The organism is Sutcliffiella deserti (assembly GCF_020037475.1).
GTDB lineage: Bacteria > Bacillota > Bacilli > Bacillales > Bacillaceae_I > Sutcliffiella_A > Sutcliffiella_A deserti.
Window position 1 is genome coordinate 532,132 of sequence record NZ_JAIQDB010000001.1, and the last position, 20,650, is coordinate 552,781.

The following is a 20,650-nucleotide window of genomic DNA, read 5'->3' on the forward strand; positions in this document are numbered from 1 at the left end:
GGGAGAAAAAGCGATATTATTCATTATAAATGCTATCGTTTGTTATAAATTTTATTCTTTAAATCCTATATTATCCAAAAATAGCAATCCTCTTTCTACCTGATTGAATTCAAATATAATTTCTTCAACATCCTCATACACAATGGAAGACAGTTCTTCTTCCAGAAATTCCAAAGGCACCTCATAGGTCTGTAACATATGCTCATAATTATTTCCAAATCGTTCATTCCACCATTCAAACCTATATAGCTTGGAAGAATAGGTAGGTTCTATCATAACAGTGGTTCGGTTACGACTATCAAAAGTCATCTTCCCTTTAGTTTTTACAATGACTGATATAGGAATAGCTTTATTTATATATTCTTTTGGCATCTGAATACCATAAAATTGATAGCGACTTGAATGTAACTGGATTGCGTCAAATGTTAATACCGAACTTTTGTTAAGGGTAGCAGAAATATTTTCAGGCACATCGAGAGAATACCTTGCATTCGTATTACGCCATCCTAACATTACTGCTTGATTATCTTGGGGCTCTTTGTTACGTAAAGTAAGACTCACTTCTTTCCAAACTTGAAGGTTATGTCCTGTACTCACTCCATTTTCAGCAGTTATAGTGGTAACATCCACATCTTCTTCAAATGTTGCAAGGGGTGTGAAGGTATTATCTTCATATCTTAATCGAATAGGATCTGTCGGAATCCATGCTGCTACTGTTTCTTTTTGAGAGAAAACCTCTCGATATTCACGTTTACCTTTTAAAGTAGCATCTAAAAATGCCGAAATATACGTTTTTGTCATTTTTCTCTGTAATTCGGGTTCCAATAATTCTTTACGGTTCATGAACCACCAATAGGGTGCAGGCTGGTCCACTTCCCAATCTGTATTGAACTGACCATGATTTGCGCCATACAAATAAACACTGCTCTTAAAGCCATCAAAATCATCCGAAAAAGAAACTCGTTCAAACTGTCTCATTCCTAAATAATTAGTGTGGTCGGTATCATTCGCTCCTTGCAATGTTAAATAATTGATATTCTTTAGCTCTATAGGCTGATCACCCAATTTGAAGCGCCCATCACCTGGTGAAAGACCTATAAGTGATTTAATGGAAAAGTCAAAATCCAATCGTGTTTTAGCATTATTTGGAAACCGGTCCAACTTGTTCATTAATGCTGCAATGCTTACTGCTTCCCCGCCACGGGAATGCCCAATTAGAGCAATGTTCTCCATATCTATTGTATTATGTAGCGGATGGTTTAAATCTTTATTCCATTTATCCCATTGCTCTAAATGTTTAAGAAACATCCATGCTCTTCCCGAATTATCCCAGCCTATATGACCTGATTTACCGGAATTGAGAAAATTTTCATCAATCGAAACAGCGATATACCCTTTGCTTGCTAGAAGTTCCCCTATGTACCCATATCCCCCGTCTGAAAAATCAGCCATATTATGATTACCATGCACCATCAGCACAAGAGGGTATGGTCCTCCCTCCGTATCCTCAGGCATCCATACACGCCCGTTAAGTGGGGCATGATGAATATTGAACCCCCAGAACCATTCTCGATACCATTTATTAAATCCTTTTGGTTTTATAATAAATGGAGATAAGTTCACAGATCTTGTTGTATACTCAACTTTCCTATATTCCTCTCTTCTTTGATCATCACCGCTTCCATATGTAAAGTGGTTTATGGAAAGTGGCCCAGGAGTAGCAGGATTAGCTAAGCCATGTGAGGGATTGTCTTTATCAACTTCAAGAGACCAGGCTCCATCCTGACCTTCTGATGTAACGAGATAGATGAATAGTCCATGTGAAAAAAGGGTAATCAAGCTCAAGAGTCCAGCAATCCATAATTTCCTCCTACTTAATGATCTATACAAGTGAAAGGTGAGTCCGGCTAAAGCTCCGAGAATCAAAATTGAATAAGACATCATACGGAAAAATGGACCTAAATACAAACCAACGCTATTAATGGCAACAATCACCCCTATAACACTGGCTATCATAATAACAGGTATTTGTTTTAAGAGTTTGATTATAATGACACTTATAATGAAACCGAGCGCCATACTCAATATGGCGGTTCCGATTGTAAATGTCACATCAAACCATTTTCCTACTCCAGTTAAAAAGAAAAACCCGATAAATATAACAAATAAGAGGAAATAGGTTAATAATCCCGTTATGATCGAACGCCAATTATTATCTATAAAACGATGACACGATTCTAAGACTCGTTGATATACTCTTTTAATCCATTTCATTTATAAGTCTCCTACTATTAATACTCATTCATTGCTAAAGCTTGCTCGGCCATTATCTTCAAAGTGATATCATCGGACGGAGGGTTATGAAGCCCAGCACGTACATCACGATAATGTCGCCCAAGCGGATGTTCGGCATGTAGACTCTTTGCTCCGACAATTCTCATTGCTTCATCAACGACAGATAGAGCTGTATTTGTTGCTATATATTTAACTGAAGCGAGCTCTCCAATTAACTTATTCCTAGCATTTGGGTTTTGATCCCATTTCCTTGCTACACTATATAGGAAATGCCTAGCCGCAGTTAACTCTATATCCATTTTCCCTATACTTTCTCTCACTTTTGCAACTTCACTTATCGGATGAGGCAGGCTGTTAGGTTGATACCCTTCAGCAAATTTCACTGCTTCATTTCTTGCAGCTATGGCTATTCCTAGGTAACAAGCAGGAATATGAAGCAGCCAGCCTTGAGGCTTCGACTCCCTTTGTCCTCGTATAAAAAGAAATCCTTCATTCGATATGGTGACATTTTCAAGAAGTAGATCATCACTGCGGGTTCCCTTCATACTCATGGAGTTCCAGGTTTCAACAATTGATAGACCAGCTGAATCTCTAGGGAGGATAAATTCACCAACTTGATTTGAGCCTTCAATGGAGGCAGATATAATAAAATAATCTAAAATTGGTGCTAAGGATGTAAAAGTCTTTCTGCCATTTATTATCCACTTGCCATTATCTGTTTTCCTTGCACTTGTTTCTGGAAGTCCACCTCTGGCCGGACTACCGGTACCTGCTTCTGAATGTGCGCTATTTATGATTTTTTGCTTCGTTATTATCTCTGTGCATATCTTATTAAAAGTCTCTTTTGGCCAAACTTGATAAGAAGAGAGGTTCATAAGCACCCCAAGATGCCATCCTAAGCTTAGAGCGGTTGGTGCATCGCCCTGGGCAAGGGTTTCTTGAAGTAAAATAAATTCATACAATCCAGCCCCCTTTCCCCCTTGCTCTTTCGGTATTGTTAATTCTAATAGTCCCGCTTTTTTAATTTCCTGAAAATTTTCAAACGGAAAGAGGGCATTTTGATCGTAAAAAGAAGCCCGCTTCTCAAATGAAGCTGAGAGCTTTTTCGCACTATCAACTAATTCTTCTTGCATTTCATTTAACGCAAATGTAGGAAGGAAATTCATTTTTACCCACCTTTTAGTATAGTTTCTTTCATCATATCATAAAAAAGATTCAAGTTGATTAGTTAAGCTCTCTGCCGATTTTCTCCAAATATTCCTTCTCCTCTTCAGGGGTTAAAACCCCAGTAGCCTTTCCAATCGTACCCTTTTGTAAGCTCCATATCCGGTTATGATCTTGATCTGCACGATCAAAATTTCCTTTTTTCCATTTTGATAATATTTCAAGGTAAATATCTTCATGGTTATAATCTCGTACCTTTACCTCTGCCAATAACCACTCTACTCGCTCTGGGGTTAATTTGTAATGGGTCCATTTTTCATCTGCTTTTACTTTTTGATGGGACATCCAGTGAATATAGTTTTGTACATCAACTTCTGTAAGAGAACCACGATGATTAAAAGGGTTATCACTTTGTCTACTCTGACTAACGGGCTCTTTACCATCGGTTGAGTTTGTAATGGCCGACTGGTTATCACTATTACTTGAACCGAGCGAGGAAGAAATAGAAGAAGTTTGAAAATAGTAGATTACAAAAAACGCGGCTAAAAAGGCGACTAAAAGAAAAGGTATGACCTTTTTTTTATTTGTTTTTAACCATATAAACATACAGTACCTCCTATTCAAAACGAATGATAATTACTAGTTACTCAGTTTCCCACCAATTCCTTGTTCTATAGTGGACCGATAATACCCTTTTTTTCTCAAAAGATGACCAGGGTTTTTTTATTATGCTTAAAAATCAATCCTCTAATTTAAAAAGCTGCACCTAATACATAGGTGCAGCTACCACATTCTATTTAGAGCTATCTTTACTTTGTCAGGGGTCAAAATGAATTGACTGTTCCCTTAATAGGCTTTCACAAAGCTAGTTTTTTAACATTTCATATACTTCTTCATCTAATTTTCTTGCTAATTCCGCATCATAGGTTTTCACATAATCCGGTTCCTGTGTTACCTGACCACCATAAAAAATAACATCTTCCACAGAAGTCACCTCTACTGTAACAATACGATATTTCATCGTTTTATCTATTACTTCGGAAACAGTACCTGTTCCATTGATGGAAAAGCAGCTTCCTGCACCAATCACCCCTAAAATTAGCTCAGGGTTATCTTCAATATTAAATGCGCTTTCCGCTTTGTGACCTAAAGCGAATTTAATCGTTTTGCCATCTTGATGAGCAACAAGCCAAGATACAATACTTAAATTAGGTTTATTCGTTTTTTTGTCCGTTGTAATAAGTGAGACGATCTTTTCTCCTTGCAATAGGTCAATAATTTGTTGATTCAATTTTGTTTCCACTCTTGCCATATATATTACCTCCTAGTTTCTATCTTCCTATTCCCATTATAAACAATGTTTGGGTAGCAATCCAAATGTTAGGTATTTAATTTGACGGTCAATTCCTATGAATACTTAAATCTTAGTTGATAAAATCATGTTTACATGTTGTTTTTCTTAGAGTAGGTTAATGACTTTATAATCCGTTGCTGTTTTCTTTTTTTGCTCCAACGTCTTTGAATCAAGCTTAAGATTAATAAACAGAAAATTATACCTAAAAATATAACTACACTATTTAACGAACTATTCTTGGGTTCAGACGAATCGACACTTGTTGAAGCAATTTTCTCATCCTCTATAATTGTCAAAGGTTTCATTTCACTAATTTTTCTATTAACCAAAGCATTCTCTTTAATAAATTCTCTATCCCCAGCTCTTATCACCAATTGCATGTCTTCATTAACCATAAAAGACATTTCTTCTTCATGCTTTGTGGAGATAGAAATATTTTCTGCAAGGATATACTCTTTTCCTGAAGCGTCCTTTACCATTTTGCCCTTCTTCAAGTCAACTACTTTGAAGTTCTCGAAACCATAATCAAGAAGTTTTATTGTATCCTGATAGGAATAATATTTTGAAGCAGCTTTTAATGTTACAGCGATTAGCTCTGTATCATCCCGCTTTGCGGAGGTAATTAGAGTATGACCGGATTCTGGCACAAATCCATTTTTCACACCAGTAGTTCCTTCATAATCCCATAAAAGCCGGTGATGATTGTAAAGAGTCGTTTCCCACCCTTCTCCAATCCATTCTATTTCTTTTGTACCAACAATTTCTCGAAAAAGTTCGTTTTCCATCGCATATTTTGCAATTTTTGCCATATCTCTGGCGGTTGTTACATGATCGGGATTATAAAGACCATGCGGGTTTTTAAAGGTAGTGTCTTTTGTTCCTATTTTATTTTCAACAAAAGATGTCATTCTCTTTGCAAATTCTTTTTCGGATCCATTCATATGTTCTGCAATGGCAGTACCAGCATCATTACCGGAATTAATTAAAAGTCCTTTTACTAGCTTATGGAGAGAAAGTTGCTCTCCTTCTAGTAAATAGACCCTTGAGCCTTCTTGATCTCTAGCATTCTTACTTACTGTGACGATATCTTCCAAATTACCCTCTTCTATCGCAAGGAGAGCAGTGACAATCTTTGTAATACTGGCAGGATACATCACTCTTTCACTATCTTTTTCAAACAAAACATCACCTGTCTTTGCGTCAACCAATAATACGGATTCACTGAAAAGATCTAAGGTAGAAGTACTTGCTTTTGTTCTTTCTATTGGTAAGCCTAATGTTAATAGTATAGGAATAAGTAGAATAATCGCCATAACTTTGTTCATCATTTCATAGACAAACCTTTCTATATCAATCTAGTATTTTTTAAACCAGAAATAACACCAATCTTAGTTTACCTAATAGATTAGGACATTCCTACTATTTTTCGACAATTGTAAGAATCGTAAAGAAAAATTAATAAAAGCCTTTTCAGAAAGCTAAATTGAAGAATGCAAAAAAAATAAGCAGAGGCATCAATCCTCCACTCATTCTAAATTTCGATTCACTTAACAGAAACCCTCTGACAATATGCTTTTACAAAAAACTCAGGGTTTAACGCTTCTCCCGTTACCTTTTCTATTTTTTTGTTCCAATGATAGGTTGCACCTGGTGCAAGAAATTCATCCCGAATATATGCTCCAACCTGCTTTGTGAAGAATTCTTTGGAGATATTCTTCAAAATGTATTGATGTAACTGTGCAGAAGTAAGTTCGCCTAATAAATAATTTTGATAGTATACTGGTGCAAGCGTAAAATGTATCTTAGCTGCCCAATCGGGATTTGATCGATCATCAGGAGGATTTACTAGTTGAATCTTTTCCACCGTATCCCACCATAAGCTGTTTAGATCCTGATCTGGATTTTCGTATAATTTTCGCTCAAAAAATACGAAGGTGATAATCCAACGAGCTGAAATCAGCATCTTTAATCGCTCGTGCTTTTCAATACTCGGAGCTAAGGAGTCGAGTGTATCCTCCCCCAGTTTTAAGAACTTGGAGAGCCATTCTCGGTTCTCAGTCATTTTTCCAAATAACATGGCAATTGCCTCGGTCGTTAAAATATGTGCTGGACTACGAAGAAGTACTGGTAAATCTCGATTAGTATATTTGTTGTAAGCCGCATGACCAAATTCATGAAGCATCGTACCCATCCAGTATGTATTATCTTCAAGATTACAAAGTACGCGAATGTCTCCCATACGATCCATATCCATGCAAAAAGCTGTTGGGTTTTTTCCAGTACGTGGATTTAAATCGGATGAAGCATACAACCCTTCAATAGGCATATCCATTGAGTCAAAGGTATCTGCTGTAAGTTTTTCTAAATCTTCGCCTTTGAAATATACATCTAAATTGGTTTTTTCATCGGTAGGAGCTTCTTGAAAGAATGGGTCCACATAGTGCCATGGACGAAGCTCAGAAACGGTGATATTAAATTTAGCGGCCAAGGAGTCATCCAGTTCTCTTTTTAATTCTCGGAATGTCTCGTCTGATTGATTTACCAACTCAGAGAACATATAAAAAATTTCTTCTATATCTAATTCCTGATTAGCAAACGCCATTTGATAATAGTCCTTATAACCTAGGGTTCTTGCAGCTTCATTTCTTTTTTTCACTAAGTTTAATAATTTTCCAGATACCACAACTCCTACTTCTTTGCTTGCTTTCCAAGCATTTTCACGCTCTTGATTATCCTTGCTTTTGGCCAATATATCCCGAATATCGTTCGCTGATAATTTCTTGCCACCCACCTCTGGCACGTAAGTGTTAAATAAATAATTCAACTCAGAAGACATAGTTGCCAGCTCTTCAATTGTTTCTTTGGACATCTGGTTTTCTTTCATTTCTGTTTCTAAGATTTCTAGCTGCCGTCTTTGTTCAACAGTAAGATCTTCTTGATTTAAAAATGCCAAAACCTTCTCATATCGCTCCGCTTCCGAAAAATATAGACTATATTCGCTTGACGCTTTTCCAGCCTCATCCGCCCACTTTTTTTCTCCAGTTGTCTGAGCCATCCAAGCCGCGTAAGAAGAATTTTTTAATAAAAATTGAAACTGTTCGTTTTGCTCTTTTAAAAACTGATCAATTAACATTTGTTTTCCTCCTATTTCAAAGTATCTAAAGCGTTACATGCAACTTCTGCAAACTGGCTCCTGATCTTAAGCAGGTTAATTTCTGTCCTCTACCTTTTCTTTTACAGTCTTTTTCATCCACACCTGATTTACCCTTCTTATGAAGCCCTTATCAAGCAGATAATGGTACACCTTCGTGTTGGATAAAAGAAAAAAGGCGACGGTGCAACTATAGGAAGTAGCAGCTGGTGGAAATAGAAATGAAAATAGAGAATCAATTAGAAATTCGGGATTCCCTTTAGATTCATTAATAAAGCAGTGAGTAACAACTACTGACTTCAATGTGCCGTCTTCTTCATACTCTCTTTTAAAAAGTCCGTAGGCAACTGTTTCCCCTCTATCATTCAATAGCTGAAGTGCTTGGCCTTCTTTCATGGCAAACCATTGACTTTGCCATGGAGTATCAGATTTATAAATCGGGAAATACTGAGCATCAAGCACAGATGTAAAAACAGCTTGGTAATCAAGAGTTCCATAGAATTCCGGAACGTCATCTTTTCTTAGATGCACCACCTCGTCCACAACTTCATATCCCATTTTTTCATATAAACTAATTGCTTTCATATTTTCAGTGATAGCTTCAAGTGTGGAAATATCAACATCAGTCTCTTCATATATCTTGATCGCAGCTTCAATTAAGAGTTTACCGACACCTTTTTGTCGGTAGGGTTTTGCAACACCGGTTCCACCATTCCAAGCAACTTTTTTTCCATTTATCTGTTTCATCCCACTTAAGAGGATTCCTATCGGTTTTTCCTTGTCAAAAGCAATAATTGATAACGATGGTGAAAGGTTTTCATGCCCTAATCTTGCTGTAAACCGGTCAACATCCATGGTAGCATCAAAAAAATATCCTTCAAAACCTTTATTCCAAGCCTCTACGGCTTCTTCAAGTTTGCATTCATATAGTTTCTTGATGATAAACATTGATTCTCCTCCTTTATCTAACAAAGGTTATATGTATCTGAATTTTATGTTTTGTTTATACACTACACATGGGCTTTTTGCTAAAGCTGCTTTTACCCACTATAATAAACTGACCAGACAGTTTATTTCAATTATATAAAGCAATGTAAACCGACCACTCAGTTTATTTAATTTAAGCATGAATTTTCTAATACTTCAAACTAATCTCTTCGACAAAATTCTTCCATAGCTTTATTATTTTTGGGAGGTAAAATCATTAGATTAATGACAGTTTCTAATTGGTTAACCAATCTTACATATAGTTCATCATTCTCCATCACACACTGATAAAAACATATGCCATCAAAAGAACTCCAATAAACGTTTCCAACAAAGTCTATATCAGTAGATTTCGAAAATTCAGCCCGGTCTACCCCATATTGAATGACATCCGTTAGAATTTTTTTATAGACATTTTGATATCTGTTGAACATAAAATCCTTTGTTAGTTCATTACGAACAGAACTTAACCAAAATTCTATGTGAACCATACTGGTGTTTTCCCAATTCGGATTCACTTTTACTTGCGACCGAAACACTTCAAAAAAATGACTTAATCTCTCTTTTGCAGTTGGTAGCTTTTCTAAATTTTCACGAAGTATTTCAAAACTCTTATTTGACTTTTCGTTCATCAATTCTATATAAAGCTCTTCCTTACTTTTAAAATAGTTGTAAATGGCACCTTTACTTATCCCCGAATCTTTCACAATATCGTCCATCGTAGCTACTTGGAATCCCTTTTCGGCAAAACAAGCTAACGCACTTTCTAGAATCCTCTTTCGTTTTTTTTCCTTATACTCATCGGAAACTACTGGTGGCATAAAAGTTTACTCCTTTCATACTAGCTATCTTTACCACTAACAAAAACGATACTTACTCGTTACAATCCTTAAGAATAAATCCTTTTTCATTAGGGTAACCGTTATTCTGTGACTTTTAGACTTTTTTTAACTTTAGCATCTTTACTTATCTCGATTGAATCCGTATATTCCACTAGCTCTACCTTACATCCTGGACCAATTACAACCTTTTCTCCTCTAATGTGGTTAACATTTGTTGCTTCCACATTTATATGTTTACCGTATATCTCTTGAACAGAAAGTGACCCAGTCTCGCCTGCAGCTGTCAACAAAGCTAAAAACCAGCCAATGATTCCATTAAACTTTCTATTCTTTAATATTTTAATAGAATCAGCTTCCATTCGATTAACGCGACTTCTGGAATTACCTAGATTTAATTCTATATTTTTTGCTTTTAATGTTTCACCGATACGGATAACCCCTTCTGAAAAAAAAGAATCCGTATTGCAACTTCCGTCGAGTTTCAGTTTTCCATATATTTTGGTACTCTCGCTATTAATTTCCTTTTTTATAGTGCAAGCACCCCTTACTAAGAGATTTGCTGTATAGAGCCCACCCATTAAATCACTTCTGCCATCCACGGTATAATTATGGAGGAAAATATCTTCTTTAATACTAGCTCTGCCTCTAATTACTCCTGTTTCTCCTTTTAAATGACCATTTATATCACAGGCTCCATTTATTTTAAAGTTATTACACTGTACCCCTCCATTAATCGTACCTTTTCCATTAATGGATACTAGATTAAAAGAACCTCCAGAAACTGTCATACTACCATTGATAATAAGATCCTGATTTAATTTTTCTATTGCCACAAAATCACTTCCGATACTAATTATAATCCTACTCTAAATAAATTCCCCACAAAGGTTAATTTCCCTGCTTTTTTATGAACCTAATGAGGTGTGCTTACTATAATGGATTGAAGGGGGTGAATCTTTATGAATACTATCAAAACCGAACAGGAAATTAAGAAGATGCATGAAGCCGGCAAGCTTTTAGCTGCCTGTCATAAGCTATTAAGAAAAAATATCAAGCCTGGAATAACAACTAGTGAAATAGATGAATTTGTGGAAGAATTTTTAATTACTAATGGAGCAACACCTGAACAAAAAGGTTTTAGAGGATACCGATATGCAACTTGTGCATCCATCAACGATGAAATATGCCACGGCTTTCCACGTAATGAACCTCTTAGTGATGGAGATATCGTAACAATCGATTGTGTCGTTAATCTAAATGGGGCACTAGCAGATTCAGCTTGGTCTTATCCCGTTGGTAACATAAGTAAAAAAGCACAGGATTTACTTAAGGTTACCCAAGAAGCCCTTTATAAAGGAATTGAACAAGCATATATAGGAAATAGAACAGGAGATATTGGCTTTGCGATACAGAACTTTGTGGAGGGAGAAGGTTACTCGGTAGTACGAGATTTTACTGGCCATGGGATAGGCAGGACCATCCATGAACCACCACAGATATTCCATTTTGGCATTAAGGGAAGTGGTGTTAGATTAAGAGAAGGGATGGTTATTACAATCGAGCCGATGGTGAACGTTGGCACCTGGTTTTCACTTTTAGATCAGAATGGATGGACAGCAAGGACAGCGGATGGTAAATTGTCTGCGCAATATGAGCATACTCTTGCCATTACAAAAGACGGTCCACTGATATTAACTGCTCAGGATGAGTGAGTATGAGGGCAGCCTGATTAGTGGAGAAATATCGGCCGAAAACATGAACTCCAGCTACGTCTTATATCGGATCTTGTTGTTAATCTACGAATAGCATATTCGTTTTGCGGGAAGGTTGTGGAACCTTCCCAGCTATTATTTTCCCAGCACTTCATTTTTTAAAATGGAAAAAACATTGGCATCATGAAAATTTCCTCCTTGGAACAGATAGTTCCGCAACAACCCTTCATGAGAAAATCCAGCTTTTTCGAGCACCCTTCTCGAACTAATATTTTCGGGATAAACATTTGCCCCTATCCGTTGCAACTTCAATGTATCCATCCCATACTCAATTAATGCTTTAATCGCCTCTGTAGCATAGCCTTTCCCCCAAAACGGGACATCTATCTCATACCCAATTTCTGCACGCAAATGCTTTTCAGAAATTGCATGAAAACCGCAAGTACCGATTAGGCGGTTGCTATCTTTCTCCACAATTCCCCAACGGAAAAGCATATTATAATCATCCAGAAAATTTTTAATAAATTTTTCCGCTTCTAATCTTGATTCGAAGGGCTCCATTCCATAAAATCTAGTCATTTCAGGATTGGAAAAATACAAAAAAATCGTCTCTGCATCTTTTAAAGTTAGTTTGCGTAATTGTAAACGCTCAGTAAGAAGCGTTGGAACTGGTTTCACTGGTGTTCACCTTACCCTTCTATCATTTCACCCACTATATATTGGTTTGTCCACATCTTAACCATTAAAACGAGACTTTCCTCGCCTCTTGTAAAGACAAAAATGGAGCCTGACTGATTTGCCAGAAACCAGCCTTCAGTTTCTACTAAGGATAGGAGTTTCTGAAACCCTTCTCCATCACTCATTTTAGTCATAACCTTTGTGGTATCCCCTTCAGATGATAAGGTTATAACTGGCGAACCAGTAATTGCAAGCCTCACAGCACCACGGAAATTCCCATTAAATGAAAGCAATAGTCCTGTCACAAAAAACACACCAACGACAATCATAACTGCCCATTTAAATCTCATCCACATCATCCTCACTACTTAATTTTTTTACCCAAAATAACCAAGTCTCTCTTTATTCCTTCCAATTCGGCAACTTCAGGGAGATATCCCCACTTTTCAAATCCATATTTATGAAACAATCGTAAACTTGGTTCATTATGTGCAAAAATAAACCCAAGAAGATTATCTACCTTGATGCTTGGACAAGCTTCTAGTGCCTTTTCCAATAAGTATGCACCAAGACCTCTGCCTCTCGAATTTTCATGAATATAGATACTTACTTCGGCTGTTCCTTGATAAGCAGGCCTGCCATAAAAGGATTGAAAGCTTAGCCAAGCACTAATATTTTCCTTCCCAGGTTCTACAACCACCCACAATGGTCTATATTCATGATTATGTTCATGAAACCATGCAAGCTTGTCCTCCACTTTAACTAAAGCTGTGTCGGCTGTTACCATCCTGCTTTGAACAGTAGAGTTATAAATGGTAACAATTGCAGGGAGGTCTTCTATTAGTGCTGGTCTTATAATATATTCAGAATTTATCATGATGAGTCACCTTTCTAGTATTCTATGCTTTTTTTTGGTTTTTTATTATGGTAATAGTATAGTATTATTCATATTGCCTGTCACTATCGATATTTGCTGGATATCTCCATACTACCTACCATTTATAGGGTGCTTTATCGGAATCAGTTTCAGACTCAATGAAAAATAAGAAACTCCTGTAATCTATATTTATTCAACTGGACTATTATAATGGTTTTGTTTTCTGTAAAAGGCGCTAGGAGTTTCTGGAGCCAGAGTTGGACGCTGCTTGCTTACCTTTTAGATAATTTTTTTGGTAAATCATAAAAAAGCAGTGGATCTCTAAAGAGAGCTCCACTGCTACATATCATCTATTTATCTCGAAATAAACATTTGTGTCCAATAATGACTGGATTTTCCACCTTTTGCGTAACCTACACCAATTTCTGTATATTGGCTAGATAAAATATTTTTTCTATGTCCATCACTATTCATCCAAGCATTCATAACTTCTTGTGCTGTTCTTTGCCCGGCAGCAATGTTCTCTCCAGCTGCTCTGTAGTTAATTCCAAAATTTTTGATCATCGTAAACGGTGATCCGTACGTTGGAGAAGTGTGACTGAAATAATTTTTATCTATCATATCTTGAGACTTGTATCTGGCAACTCTAGAAAGTTCCCAGTTAAGCTTTAATGGTTTTAATCCTACTTTACTTCGTTCTTGATTCACCAAGGCTGCAACTTGTTCCTCTAAAGATTTTACCTCTCCTAACTCTGGAATGTTAAGTTTTTGACCTGGGTAGATAAGATTTGGATTCTTAACTGCAGGGTTCGCATTTATTACTTCCGAAACACCCACTTGATACTTAACAGCTATTTTCCACATTGAATCTCCGGATTGAACCGTATGAGTTGTAGCGGCTAATGCTGCAGTATTTCCACCTAAGACTAAAGCGACAATCGACAAGGGTATGAGGACTTTCTTTAAAGTTTTCATACTCATACTGTAATATGAATCTCTAAAAATATAAACAAGAAATTATTGTAAAATAGTAATAACGTTGTAGGTGTAAAGGATTGGCGTACATAGTTAATAAATTCCAAGAGGGGTCTGGCCCCTTTTGGAATTTATTAACAAAATACACAAACGCTACAAAAACACTACGGCTACACCTGCACCGATTGCAAATGCGGTGAGAAATGCTTCTGCTCCTTTGGAGAGGCCTGAGACGAAGTGTCCTACCATTAGATCCCGTACTGCGTTTGTAATGAGAAGACCTGGTACTAGAGGCATGACGGATCCTATTATTATTTTATCTAGTTCAAATCCGTACCCTACCTTTACAAGTTGGAACGATAAGATTCCGATAATTAACGAAGCTAGGAATTCTGCAAAGAATTTAACACGGGTGTAATGCTGAATAAATAATAAGCTGGAATAACCTATTCCTCCTACAATTATAGCTGGTAGAAAATCGGCCCATATTCCTTTGAACATTATTAGAAAAGACCCACTTACAATACCTGCTGCGAGAATTTGTATCCAGATAGGAAATTCAAGGTGGGAAGCTTGAAGTTGTTCTAATGAATGATGTGCCGCTTCTATCTCAAGCTCACCATTGGAAATTTGACGGGATATACTATTTACCCTTGCTACTTTTTCCAAATCAGTTGATCGATTACTGATTCTGACTAATTGTGTTGGATTAGAACCTTTAAGGGAAACGATAATGCCAGTTGGGGTAACAAAGCTATGTGTTTCCGTTATACCATATGCTGCGGCAATTCTTGACATCGTATCTTCAACTCTATACGTTTCCGCACCACTTTCCATCATAATTCTCCCTGCCAAAAGACATAATTTTATTATCTCTTCCGTATGATGTTCATGTATCTCACTCATCTACTTGATCACCTCTTTACTATCAATGCTATTTTGCTTTTTCCTCGTTTTCGTCACAATCTGAACGAGAACCTCGGCAAATACGAGACCCATTGCTATAGCACCTGAGATCATAAACGCTTTTGCTGCTAGTGGTATTGCTGCGATGTAATCATTTTGGGCAACCTGTCTCATTGTATTGTAAGCAAGACCACCCGGAACTAATGGAATGATCCCTGCTACACTGAAAATAATCATCGGCATACGAAACCGCTTGGCGAAAATATGACCAACCACCGCCACAGCAAATGCACCGAAGAAGGAGCTAATAACTGTATCCACACCAGAATCAGCAAGTAGAAGATAGGTGATCCATCCGACCATACCCACAAAACCACAATGAATTAATGATTTTCTTGGTGCATTAAAGATGACACCAAAGCCTGTTGAAGCAATAAAACTAAATAATAGCTGAAAAAGTATATAATTCATTGCTTCACCTCTTTTATCTGATGTTACTTATTATAATGTATTTAACCGAAAGACCGAAAAAGTTTCCTTTTATTGTATGTAGTATGTATATGTAATGTATTTATGATAATCAATTACTTATTTATCTATCCATCGCTAGACCATATACTGTTCACCGTTTGAGTTTTGCTATGTTAACTATACCTTTTTTAGAATACAGATATAAAGAGCCAACCCTCTCCAGAATTGGCTCTACTTGATATCACTTAATATTTTTTACAGCGTCCTCAATCTTCACATTACCCGAAATTACATCAAAAGCAAATCGATAGGTGTTTTCCGCACTCAACACTTCGGAAATCAAATGCGCGACATCCTCTCTAGAAATCGAGCCTCTATCAAGATTCAGACCGGGCTGAATCTTGCCTGTTCCTTTTTCATTCAAGAGCAAACCTGGTCGAATGATCGTGTAATTCAAGCTACTTGCTTGTAGCATTTTGTCTGCATAATGCTTAGCTACATAGTAGGGTTTTATCTGCTCATTCCAACTTTCCCGATTATGTGCCTGCAGTGCACTAACCATAACAAATCGTTTTACTTCAGCTTTTTCGGCTGCTTCCATTACTTTAACTGCACCATCCAAATCAATCAATAATGTTTTATCATGTCCGGTACTTCCTCCCGAACCTGCAGTAAAAACAATTGCGTCACTATCTTTTATTGCACTTACAAGGTCGTCAACTGGGCCCTCTAAATCTGCAAATACTGTTTCAACACCTGCTGCTGCATACTTTTGTGCTTGTTCTTCTTTCCTAACCATAGCAATAGGAGTATGTTCCGTTGTGTTACTTAGTATGTGAACAAGCTTTTGTCCAATTTGACCTGTTGCTCCGACTACTAATACTCTCATATCCTACACCATCCTTATCAAGAGTTATCTGCTATTATTACAAACGATTAAGATAGATGCAAAAGAATTGCTTACCAAAAGGGCACGACAGTAACGATTGTAACGAGTGGTACCCTCTTACTTAAAAGCTTTGTTAAAGATGAGTGTTGATAATAGTACTTTACCAGCGATGATTGGAGCAAAAGGCGGAGACTCCAAGTCCGGCCGCGGTAGAATGGAGACCCCGCAGGCGCAGCCGAGGAGGCTCCAGCACCGCCCCGTGGAACGCGTAGCCTTTTGCGGAAATCAACAGCGGCGTTTAACAGAGCCTACTTAAAAGCAACAATCCACGCGAAAACAGCCTTCAATAATCATTGTTCAATTTTATTAAAATGCTTTCTTAAACTTCACCTAGAATATTGAAAATAAGAATTACATACCTGATAGCAAGCGCTGCTGACATAGGTATCCAAATTGCTGTAGATTGCTAGTAAAGTACCAGAGAATATCATATCTAATATACTATATTTCCCGTTTTAGTTGTCTGAAAATTCTTCTTAAGAAATTGTTATCAATTAATGAAAAAAAGCAGAGCAGTTTTACCCCCGCTCCGCTTCTAATATAAACATATTAAACATTATCGTTTCTTACAATTCTCACAAAAGTTAGAACTACTATTAAAAAACTCTCGACCACATCCTACACACATGGAGGGTCTCACAAACTTAGCTCCGTAAATTTCATGGTGCTTTTTCAGAGACATATTTAAAAAATAGAAAAAGATTGCAACTAAAACAGTAAATGAAAGAAAAAAGACCCAAATCACAAGCACCATAACCTCTCTATCCTATATTCTATCCTGAAAATAAGTTTGAATTTTTGATTGAAATCCCTGTTTTTATATAGCCATTTTCAAAAAGGAATTTTAAACATACTTCCTAGCGTTCTCTACTATGTACTTAATAGTATCGTACTAAAAAAATCAATTTTAATAAAGGATAGACAACTATCGCCATCGACAGTTGGACGTATAATACCATTTCGACTGATATTTTCTCCATAATTAATAAGAGAACAGAAAAGACTACACTTGTTGCCATGAGTACATAGGCAATATGTCCGCTTTTTTGATTGATTTCTGCTCGTTTTTTTTTGGTTGGCCGGTAATGCCTTCTCATAAATGCGCGGATAATTTCAGAGAGTCCAAGTAAAATGAAAACTACAGGGACATATTTAATTTTTCCTGAATTATGAGCTTCATATAACAAGAAAATCCCGAAAAGCATAATTAATATTGGTAAGCCAAAGGCTATAATTGGTTGATCAAATATAGAATGCTCCTCTTTATCCATGAATATCTCGTCCCTCCCATCTAAGTCGACTTGTATGTATTTTCGCTAGCGATAACTGAAATCCCTTTATCATATTCTTTTCTTAGAGCAGTTTTCCTCACCTATAACAGAACCTTACGAAAAGAGCCTTATAAAAAGAAGAATCGTTACATTATATGCAACGATTACTAGAAAAAATGATAGATTTATTTTAAAAAGGCTAACTTCTATTGTTTTATAATTCTTGCTGGACCCTTTACATAAAATCAAAATAATAACGAATTACATGGAAGAAAATCGGAGCAGAATATGCTAAGCTGTCAACTCTCGTCAAATAGCTTTTTTTAACTTCAACGGTCTTCTCTTCATCACCAATCAATAGATCTCGTTTTAGTACAGAAACTGCTAAGCTTCCTCCAAAGCATGCCGCACTGATGAGTATTCCTGAAAGAATCCCGAATAGTTCATCTAAAGGAGTTAAATATGGATAAAGAAGATAAGAAAATCCTGTTGTTACGAAGGTCGCAATAAGAAAGCCTTCCCAGGTAATATTAGGGTTGGAGGAAGGGACCACTTTTCTCTTCCCAACAAATACTGATACTAAAAACTGAACGGCATCATGTAGTTGAGTAAGTACTACCAAGTATAAGACTAAGTTTGCTCCAAATTCCGGTGTTGCTATCTGATAGAATGCTAGATGACTTAAACCGAACACCATCAGCATCAGCCCCCATTGAGTAGAGCTAACAGATCGGAGAAAACCCACAGTACCTTTTCCTAATATTCTTGGCAAAGGCAGAAAAAGAAAAACGTAAACGGGAATAAACACAATAAACATCCCATACCAACCTATATAAATCCAGTAAAATTGTATAGGTATGGATAAATAAGCCCATAGAAAAAGCTGCCTATCCACTTTTCGTGTTTTTAAGATGGAGAAATACTCTTTTAATGAGAAAAAGCATAATAACATAAGTGCAAAAAGTGATACTATTGGATTAAATAAGGTAGCAAAACTAAAAACAATGAGCATTCCCCACCAAGTCTTCACCCTAACAGATAGATCAGAGAAATCTTTTGATGGATTTTTACGTCTTACTAAGACGAACACAACATTGAACAAACTCAAGCCAGCACTAATAACTAGCAAGGTAATTAAAGCCTCAATTTCAAACATACTTTTCCCCCTAACTATATATATTATGAAATTAATGTTTAATTTTGGTCAATAGGAATCGTATAATAAATAAGAATATTCTTTAAATATACTATAAATGGAGTTTGATAAACCATGAGCCAAGCATACATCTATATTTTATTAACAGATACTGGAACTCTATTTACACGTTCCATAAAAAAATATACAAAAGCACCTTTTAATCATGTCTCTTTATCCCTTGATCCTGAGTTAAACGAGCTCTACAGTTTCGGTCGCAAAAAACCAAATAATCCTCTTAATGGGGGCTTCGTTAAGGAAGATGTGGTACACGGCACTTACCGAAATTATCCTGGGACCACTTGTGAAATTTATAAATTGCCTGTATCAAAAAGAGAAGTGGAAAAAATAAAGCGACTAATAGCATTTTTTCAAAAAAAAGAAAAGAAATGGTTTTATAATTTGCTTGGAGTGCTTGGAGTTTCCATCAATGAGCCCGTAGAAATAGATTCCTCTTATTTCTGCTCTCAATTTGTTTCCGATGTTTTACACCGCTCTGGCATTAATCTATGGGAGAAACTTCCGTCACTTGTAACACCGGATGACTTTAGAAAGAGTGCGAAGGTGAAGAAGATATTTGAAGGGAAGTTGTTTGAATATCATCCGATAAAAATTCAAATGAACACATAAAACAGAAACAGAACAGGGAGTAATTTCCACTGTTCTGTTTGCGTCTATGTTTCAAAGTAAACGATGAGATTTTCTTATTCTAAAGCCTCTTCTACTTCTTTCACCATTTCAGAAACAGAGATTAACCCCCCACCGGATAGGTACCAATAGTTCGGGTCAAGATAGATCACATTGTCTTCTTTAACAGCTGTTACCTGTTTCATTAAATCATTGTCCAGTAAACCTTTTGCTGTAGAGTCACCAGCTACTGCTGCTCCTCTATCAATAACAAATAGATAGTCAGGATTTTGCTCCATAATATATTCGAATGAAACATTTTGTCCGTGGGTGGATACTTCTATTCCTTTGTCCACAGGAGTAAATCCAAATTGATCATGGATGATGCCAAAACGTGAGCCGGGACCATACGCACTGATATTACCTTCATTTGCTAAAATGATAAGTGATGTTTTATTAAGTGCTGATGCTTTTTCAGCTAATTCAGCAATTGCCGTTTCTACATTCGTCAACTCAGAAGTAACATCTTCTTCTTTTTCGAAAATCTTCCCTAAAGTAGTCATGTTTTCTTTATAGGAGTCCATATAGCGGCTTGTATCAACCCCTAAAAAGATGGTTGGAGCAATATCTGACAACTCTTCGTATGCCTCGGTCTGCCTTCCAGAAATAATAATCAAATCAGGCGATAAGGAATGGATTTTTTCAAAATCCGGCTCTTTTAAACTACCGACATTCTCGTACTTAGAATCTTCATATTTTGATAGATAGGCAGGAATATTAGCTTGAGGAACTCCTAATACGTCTACACCAAGTTTATCTAAGGAATCAAGAATTCCAAAGTCGAATACTACTACTTTCCCTGGACTCTTTGGTACTTTTGTTTCGCCTAACTGGTGGTTTATAGTTAATTCAGTAACTTCTTCTGAAGCATTTGCAGTCTGTGTTTCATTTGTTTCAGCTGTAGCTTCATCAGTACCAGTACTAGCATTATTCGTGGAGCTGCAACCTACTGCTAAAATAGTAAGAATAAATGTTAAAAGTAAAATGGACAATTTGTTTTTCATTGTATACACCTCATAGGTTTTATTTTTTTCATTCCCAGAAAACAACAGCAAAGACGACTAACTAATTGAAAACAACCTTTTTAAGAGATACCTTTATATAAACCTTCCTTATTATGGAATGTTCCCAATCCG

General features: G+C 36.6%; 21 protein-coding genes. 2 read left to right on the forward strand and 19 right to left on the reverse strand.

Features of this window, described 5'->3' with window-relative positions; genetic code table 11:
* Nucleotides 1-51: 51 nt before the first annotated feature.
* The 9 genes from K9B36_RS02580 to K9B36_RS02620 form a co-directional block, all read right to left on the reverse strand.
* Nucleotides 52-2,274 (reverse strand): alpha/beta hydrolase, encoded by a 2,223-nt coding sequence (locus tag K9B36_RS02580; RefSeq protein ID WP_223700435.1) that lies wholly within the window; start codon nucleotides 2,272-2,274, stop codon nucleotides 52-54.
* 17 nt (nucleotides 2,275-2,291) lie between these two features.
* Complete coding sequence (locus tag K9B36_RS02585) at nucleotides 2,292-3,461, reverse strand: acyl-CoA dehydrogenase family protein (RefSeq protein WP_223700436.1); 1,170 nt, start codon at nucleotides 3,459-3,461, stop codon at nucleotides 2,292-2,294.
* A gap of 58 nt (nucleotides 3,462-3,519) precedes the next feature.
* The gene (locus K9B36_RS02590; protein ID WP_223700437.1) at nucleotides 3,520-4,065 is read right to left on the reverse strand and encodes a DUF6241 domain-containing protein; all 546 of its coding nucleotides are present in this window, start codon (nucleotides 4,063-4,065) and stop codon (nucleotides 3,520-3,522) included.
* A 259-nt stretch (nucleotides 4,066-4,324) separates the two neighbouring features.
* Complete coding sequence (locus K9B36_RS02595; protein WP_223700438.1) at nucleotides 4,325-4,771, reverse strand: pyridoxamine 5'-phosphate oxidase family protein; 447 nt, start codon at nucleotides 4,769-4,771, stop codon at nucleotides 4,325-4,327.
* Between the two features lie 131 nt (nucleotides 4,772-4,902).
* The gene (locus K9B36_RS02600) at nucleotides 4,903-6,141 is read right to left on the reverse strand and encodes a D-alanyl-D-alanine carboxypeptidase family protein (protein ID WP_223700439.1); all 1,239 of its coding nucleotides are present in this window, start codon (nucleotides 6,139-6,141) and stop codon (nucleotides 4,903-4,905) included.
* A gap of 215 nt (nucleotides 6,142-6,356) precedes the next feature.
* Nucleotides 6,357-7,946, reverse strand: coding sequence for a M2 family metallopeptidase (locus tag K9B36_RS02605; protein WP_223700440.1), 1,590 nt, complete (start codon nucleotides 7,944-7,946; stop codon nucleotides 6,357-6,359).
* A gap of 75 nt (nucleotides 7,947-8,021) precedes the next feature.
* On the reverse strand, nucleotides 8,022-8,912 hold the full coding sequence (locus K9B36_RS02610) for a GNAT family N-acetyltransferase (RefSeq protein WP_223700441.1): 891 nt from the start codon (nucleotides 8,910-8,912) through the stop codon (nucleotides 8,022-8,024).
* 200 nt (nucleotides 8,913-9,112) lie between these two features.
* Nucleotides 9,113-9,772, reverse strand: coding sequence for a TetR/AcrR family transcriptional regulator (locus K9B36_RS02615; protein WP_223700442.1), 660 nt, complete (start codon nucleotides 9,770-9,772; stop codon nucleotides 9,113-9,115).
* 101 nt (nucleotides 9,773-9,873) lie between these two features.
* Nucleotides 9,874-10,626, reverse strand: coding sequence for a hypothetical protein (locus K9B36_RS02620; protein ID WP_223700443.1), 753 nt, complete (start codon nucleotides 10,624-10,626; stop codon nucleotides 9,874-9,876).
* Between the two features lie 126 nt (nucleotides 10,627-10,752).
* On the opposite strand from K9B36_RS02620, the gene map reads away from it, so the two are divergent.
* Nucleotides 10,753-11,505: a type I methionyl aminopeptidase gene (map, locus tag K9B36_RS02625; protein WP_223700444.1), complete on the forward strand. Its 753-nt coding sequence runs from the start codon at nucleotides 10,753-10,755 to the stop codon at nucleotides 11,503-11,505.
* A 135-nt stretch (nucleotides 11,506-11,640) separates the two neighbouring features.
* Here map and K9B36_RS02630 read toward each other — a convergent pair whose 3' ends face one another.
* From K9B36_RS02630 to K9B36_RS02670, 9 genes are all read right to left on the reverse strand, one after another.
* Nucleotides 11,641-12,183 carry a GNAT family N-acetyltransferase gene (locus K9B36_RS02630; protein WP_223700445.1) on the reverse strand — a complete coding sequence of 181 codons (543 nt, stop codon included), beginning with the start codon at nucleotides 12,181-12,183 and terminating at the stop codon, nucleotides 11,641-11,643.
* 11 nt (nucleotides 12,184-12,194) lie between these two features.
* Entirely contained in the window at nucleotides 12,195-12,533 is a 339-nt protein-coding gene (locus K9B36_RS02635) for a hypothetical protein (RefSeq protein ID WP_223700446.1), read from the reverse strand.
* 14 nt (nucleotides 12,534-12,547) lie between these two features.
* Complete coding sequence (locus K9B36_RS02640) at nucleotides 12,548-13,060, reverse strand: GNAT family N-acetyltransferase (protein ID WP_223700447.1); 513 nt, start codon at nucleotides 13,058-13,060, stop codon at nucleotides 12,548-12,550.
* Nucleotides 13,061-13,414: 354 nt separating this feature from the next.
* Nucleotides 13,415-14,035, reverse strand: a complete 621-nt coding sequence (safA, locus tag K9B36_RS02645; RefSeq protein WP_223700982.1) for a SafA/ExsA family spore coat assembly protein — start codon at nucleotides 14,033-14,035, stop codon at nucleotides 13,415-13,417.
* A gap of 153 nt (nucleotides 14,036-14,188) precedes the next feature.
* The gene (locus K9B36_RS02650) at nucleotides 14,189-14,941 is read right to left on the reverse strand and encodes a threonine/serine exporter family protein (RefSeq protein ID WP_223700448.1); all 753 of its coding nucleotides are present in this window, start codon (nucleotides 14,939-14,941) and stop codon (nucleotides 14,189-14,191) included.
* Complete coding sequence (locus K9B36_RS02655; protein WP_223700449.1) at nucleotides 14,942-15,412, reverse strand: threonine/serine exporter family protein; 471 nt, start codon at nucleotides 15,410-15,412, stop codon at nucleotides 14,942-14,944.
* Nucleotides 15,413-15,653: 241 nt separating this feature from the next.
* The gene (locus tag K9B36_RS02660; RefSeq protein ID WP_223700450.1) at nucleotides 15,654-16,301 is read right to left on the reverse strand and encodes an SDR family oxidoreductase; all 648 of its coding nucleotides are present in this window, start codon (nucleotides 16,299-16,301) and stop codon (nucleotides 15,654-15,656) included.
* Nucleotides 16,302-17,239: 938 nt separating this feature from the next.
* Nucleotides 17,240-17,632, reverse strand: a complete 393-nt coding sequence (locus K9B36_RS02665) for a hypothetical protein (protein ID WP_223700451.1) — start codon at nucleotides 17,630-17,632, stop codon at nucleotides 17,240-17,242.
* A 235-nt stretch (nucleotides 17,633-17,867) separates the two neighbouring features.
* On the reverse strand, nucleotides 17,868-18,788 hold the full coding sequence (locus tag K9B36_RS02670; RefSeq protein ID WP_223700452.1) for a phosphatidate cytidylyltransferase: 921 nt from the start codon (nucleotides 18,786-18,788) through the stop codon (nucleotides 17,868-17,870).
* 114 nt (nucleotides 18,789-18,902) lie between these two features.
* Here K9B36_RS02670 and K9B36_RS02675 point away from each other — a divergent pair, with 114 nt between their 5' ends.
* The gene (locus K9B36_RS02675; protein ID WP_223700453.1) at nucleotides 18,903-19,457 is read left to right on the forward strand and encodes a hypothetical protein; all 555 of its coding nucleotides are present in this window, start codon (nucleotides 18,903-18,905) and stop codon (nucleotides 19,455-19,457) included.
* Between the two features lie 74 nt (nucleotides 19,458-19,531).
* Here K9B36_RS02675 and K9B36_RS02680 read toward each other — a convergent pair whose 3' ends face one another.
* Nucleotides 19,532-20,518 (reverse strand): siderophore ABC transporter substrate-binding protein, encoded by a 987-nt coding sequence (locus K9B36_RS02680; protein WP_223700454.1) that lies wholly within the window; start codon nucleotides 20,516-20,518, stop codon nucleotides 19,532-19,534.
* Between the last annotated feature and the right edge of the window lie 132 nt (nucleotides 20,519-20,650).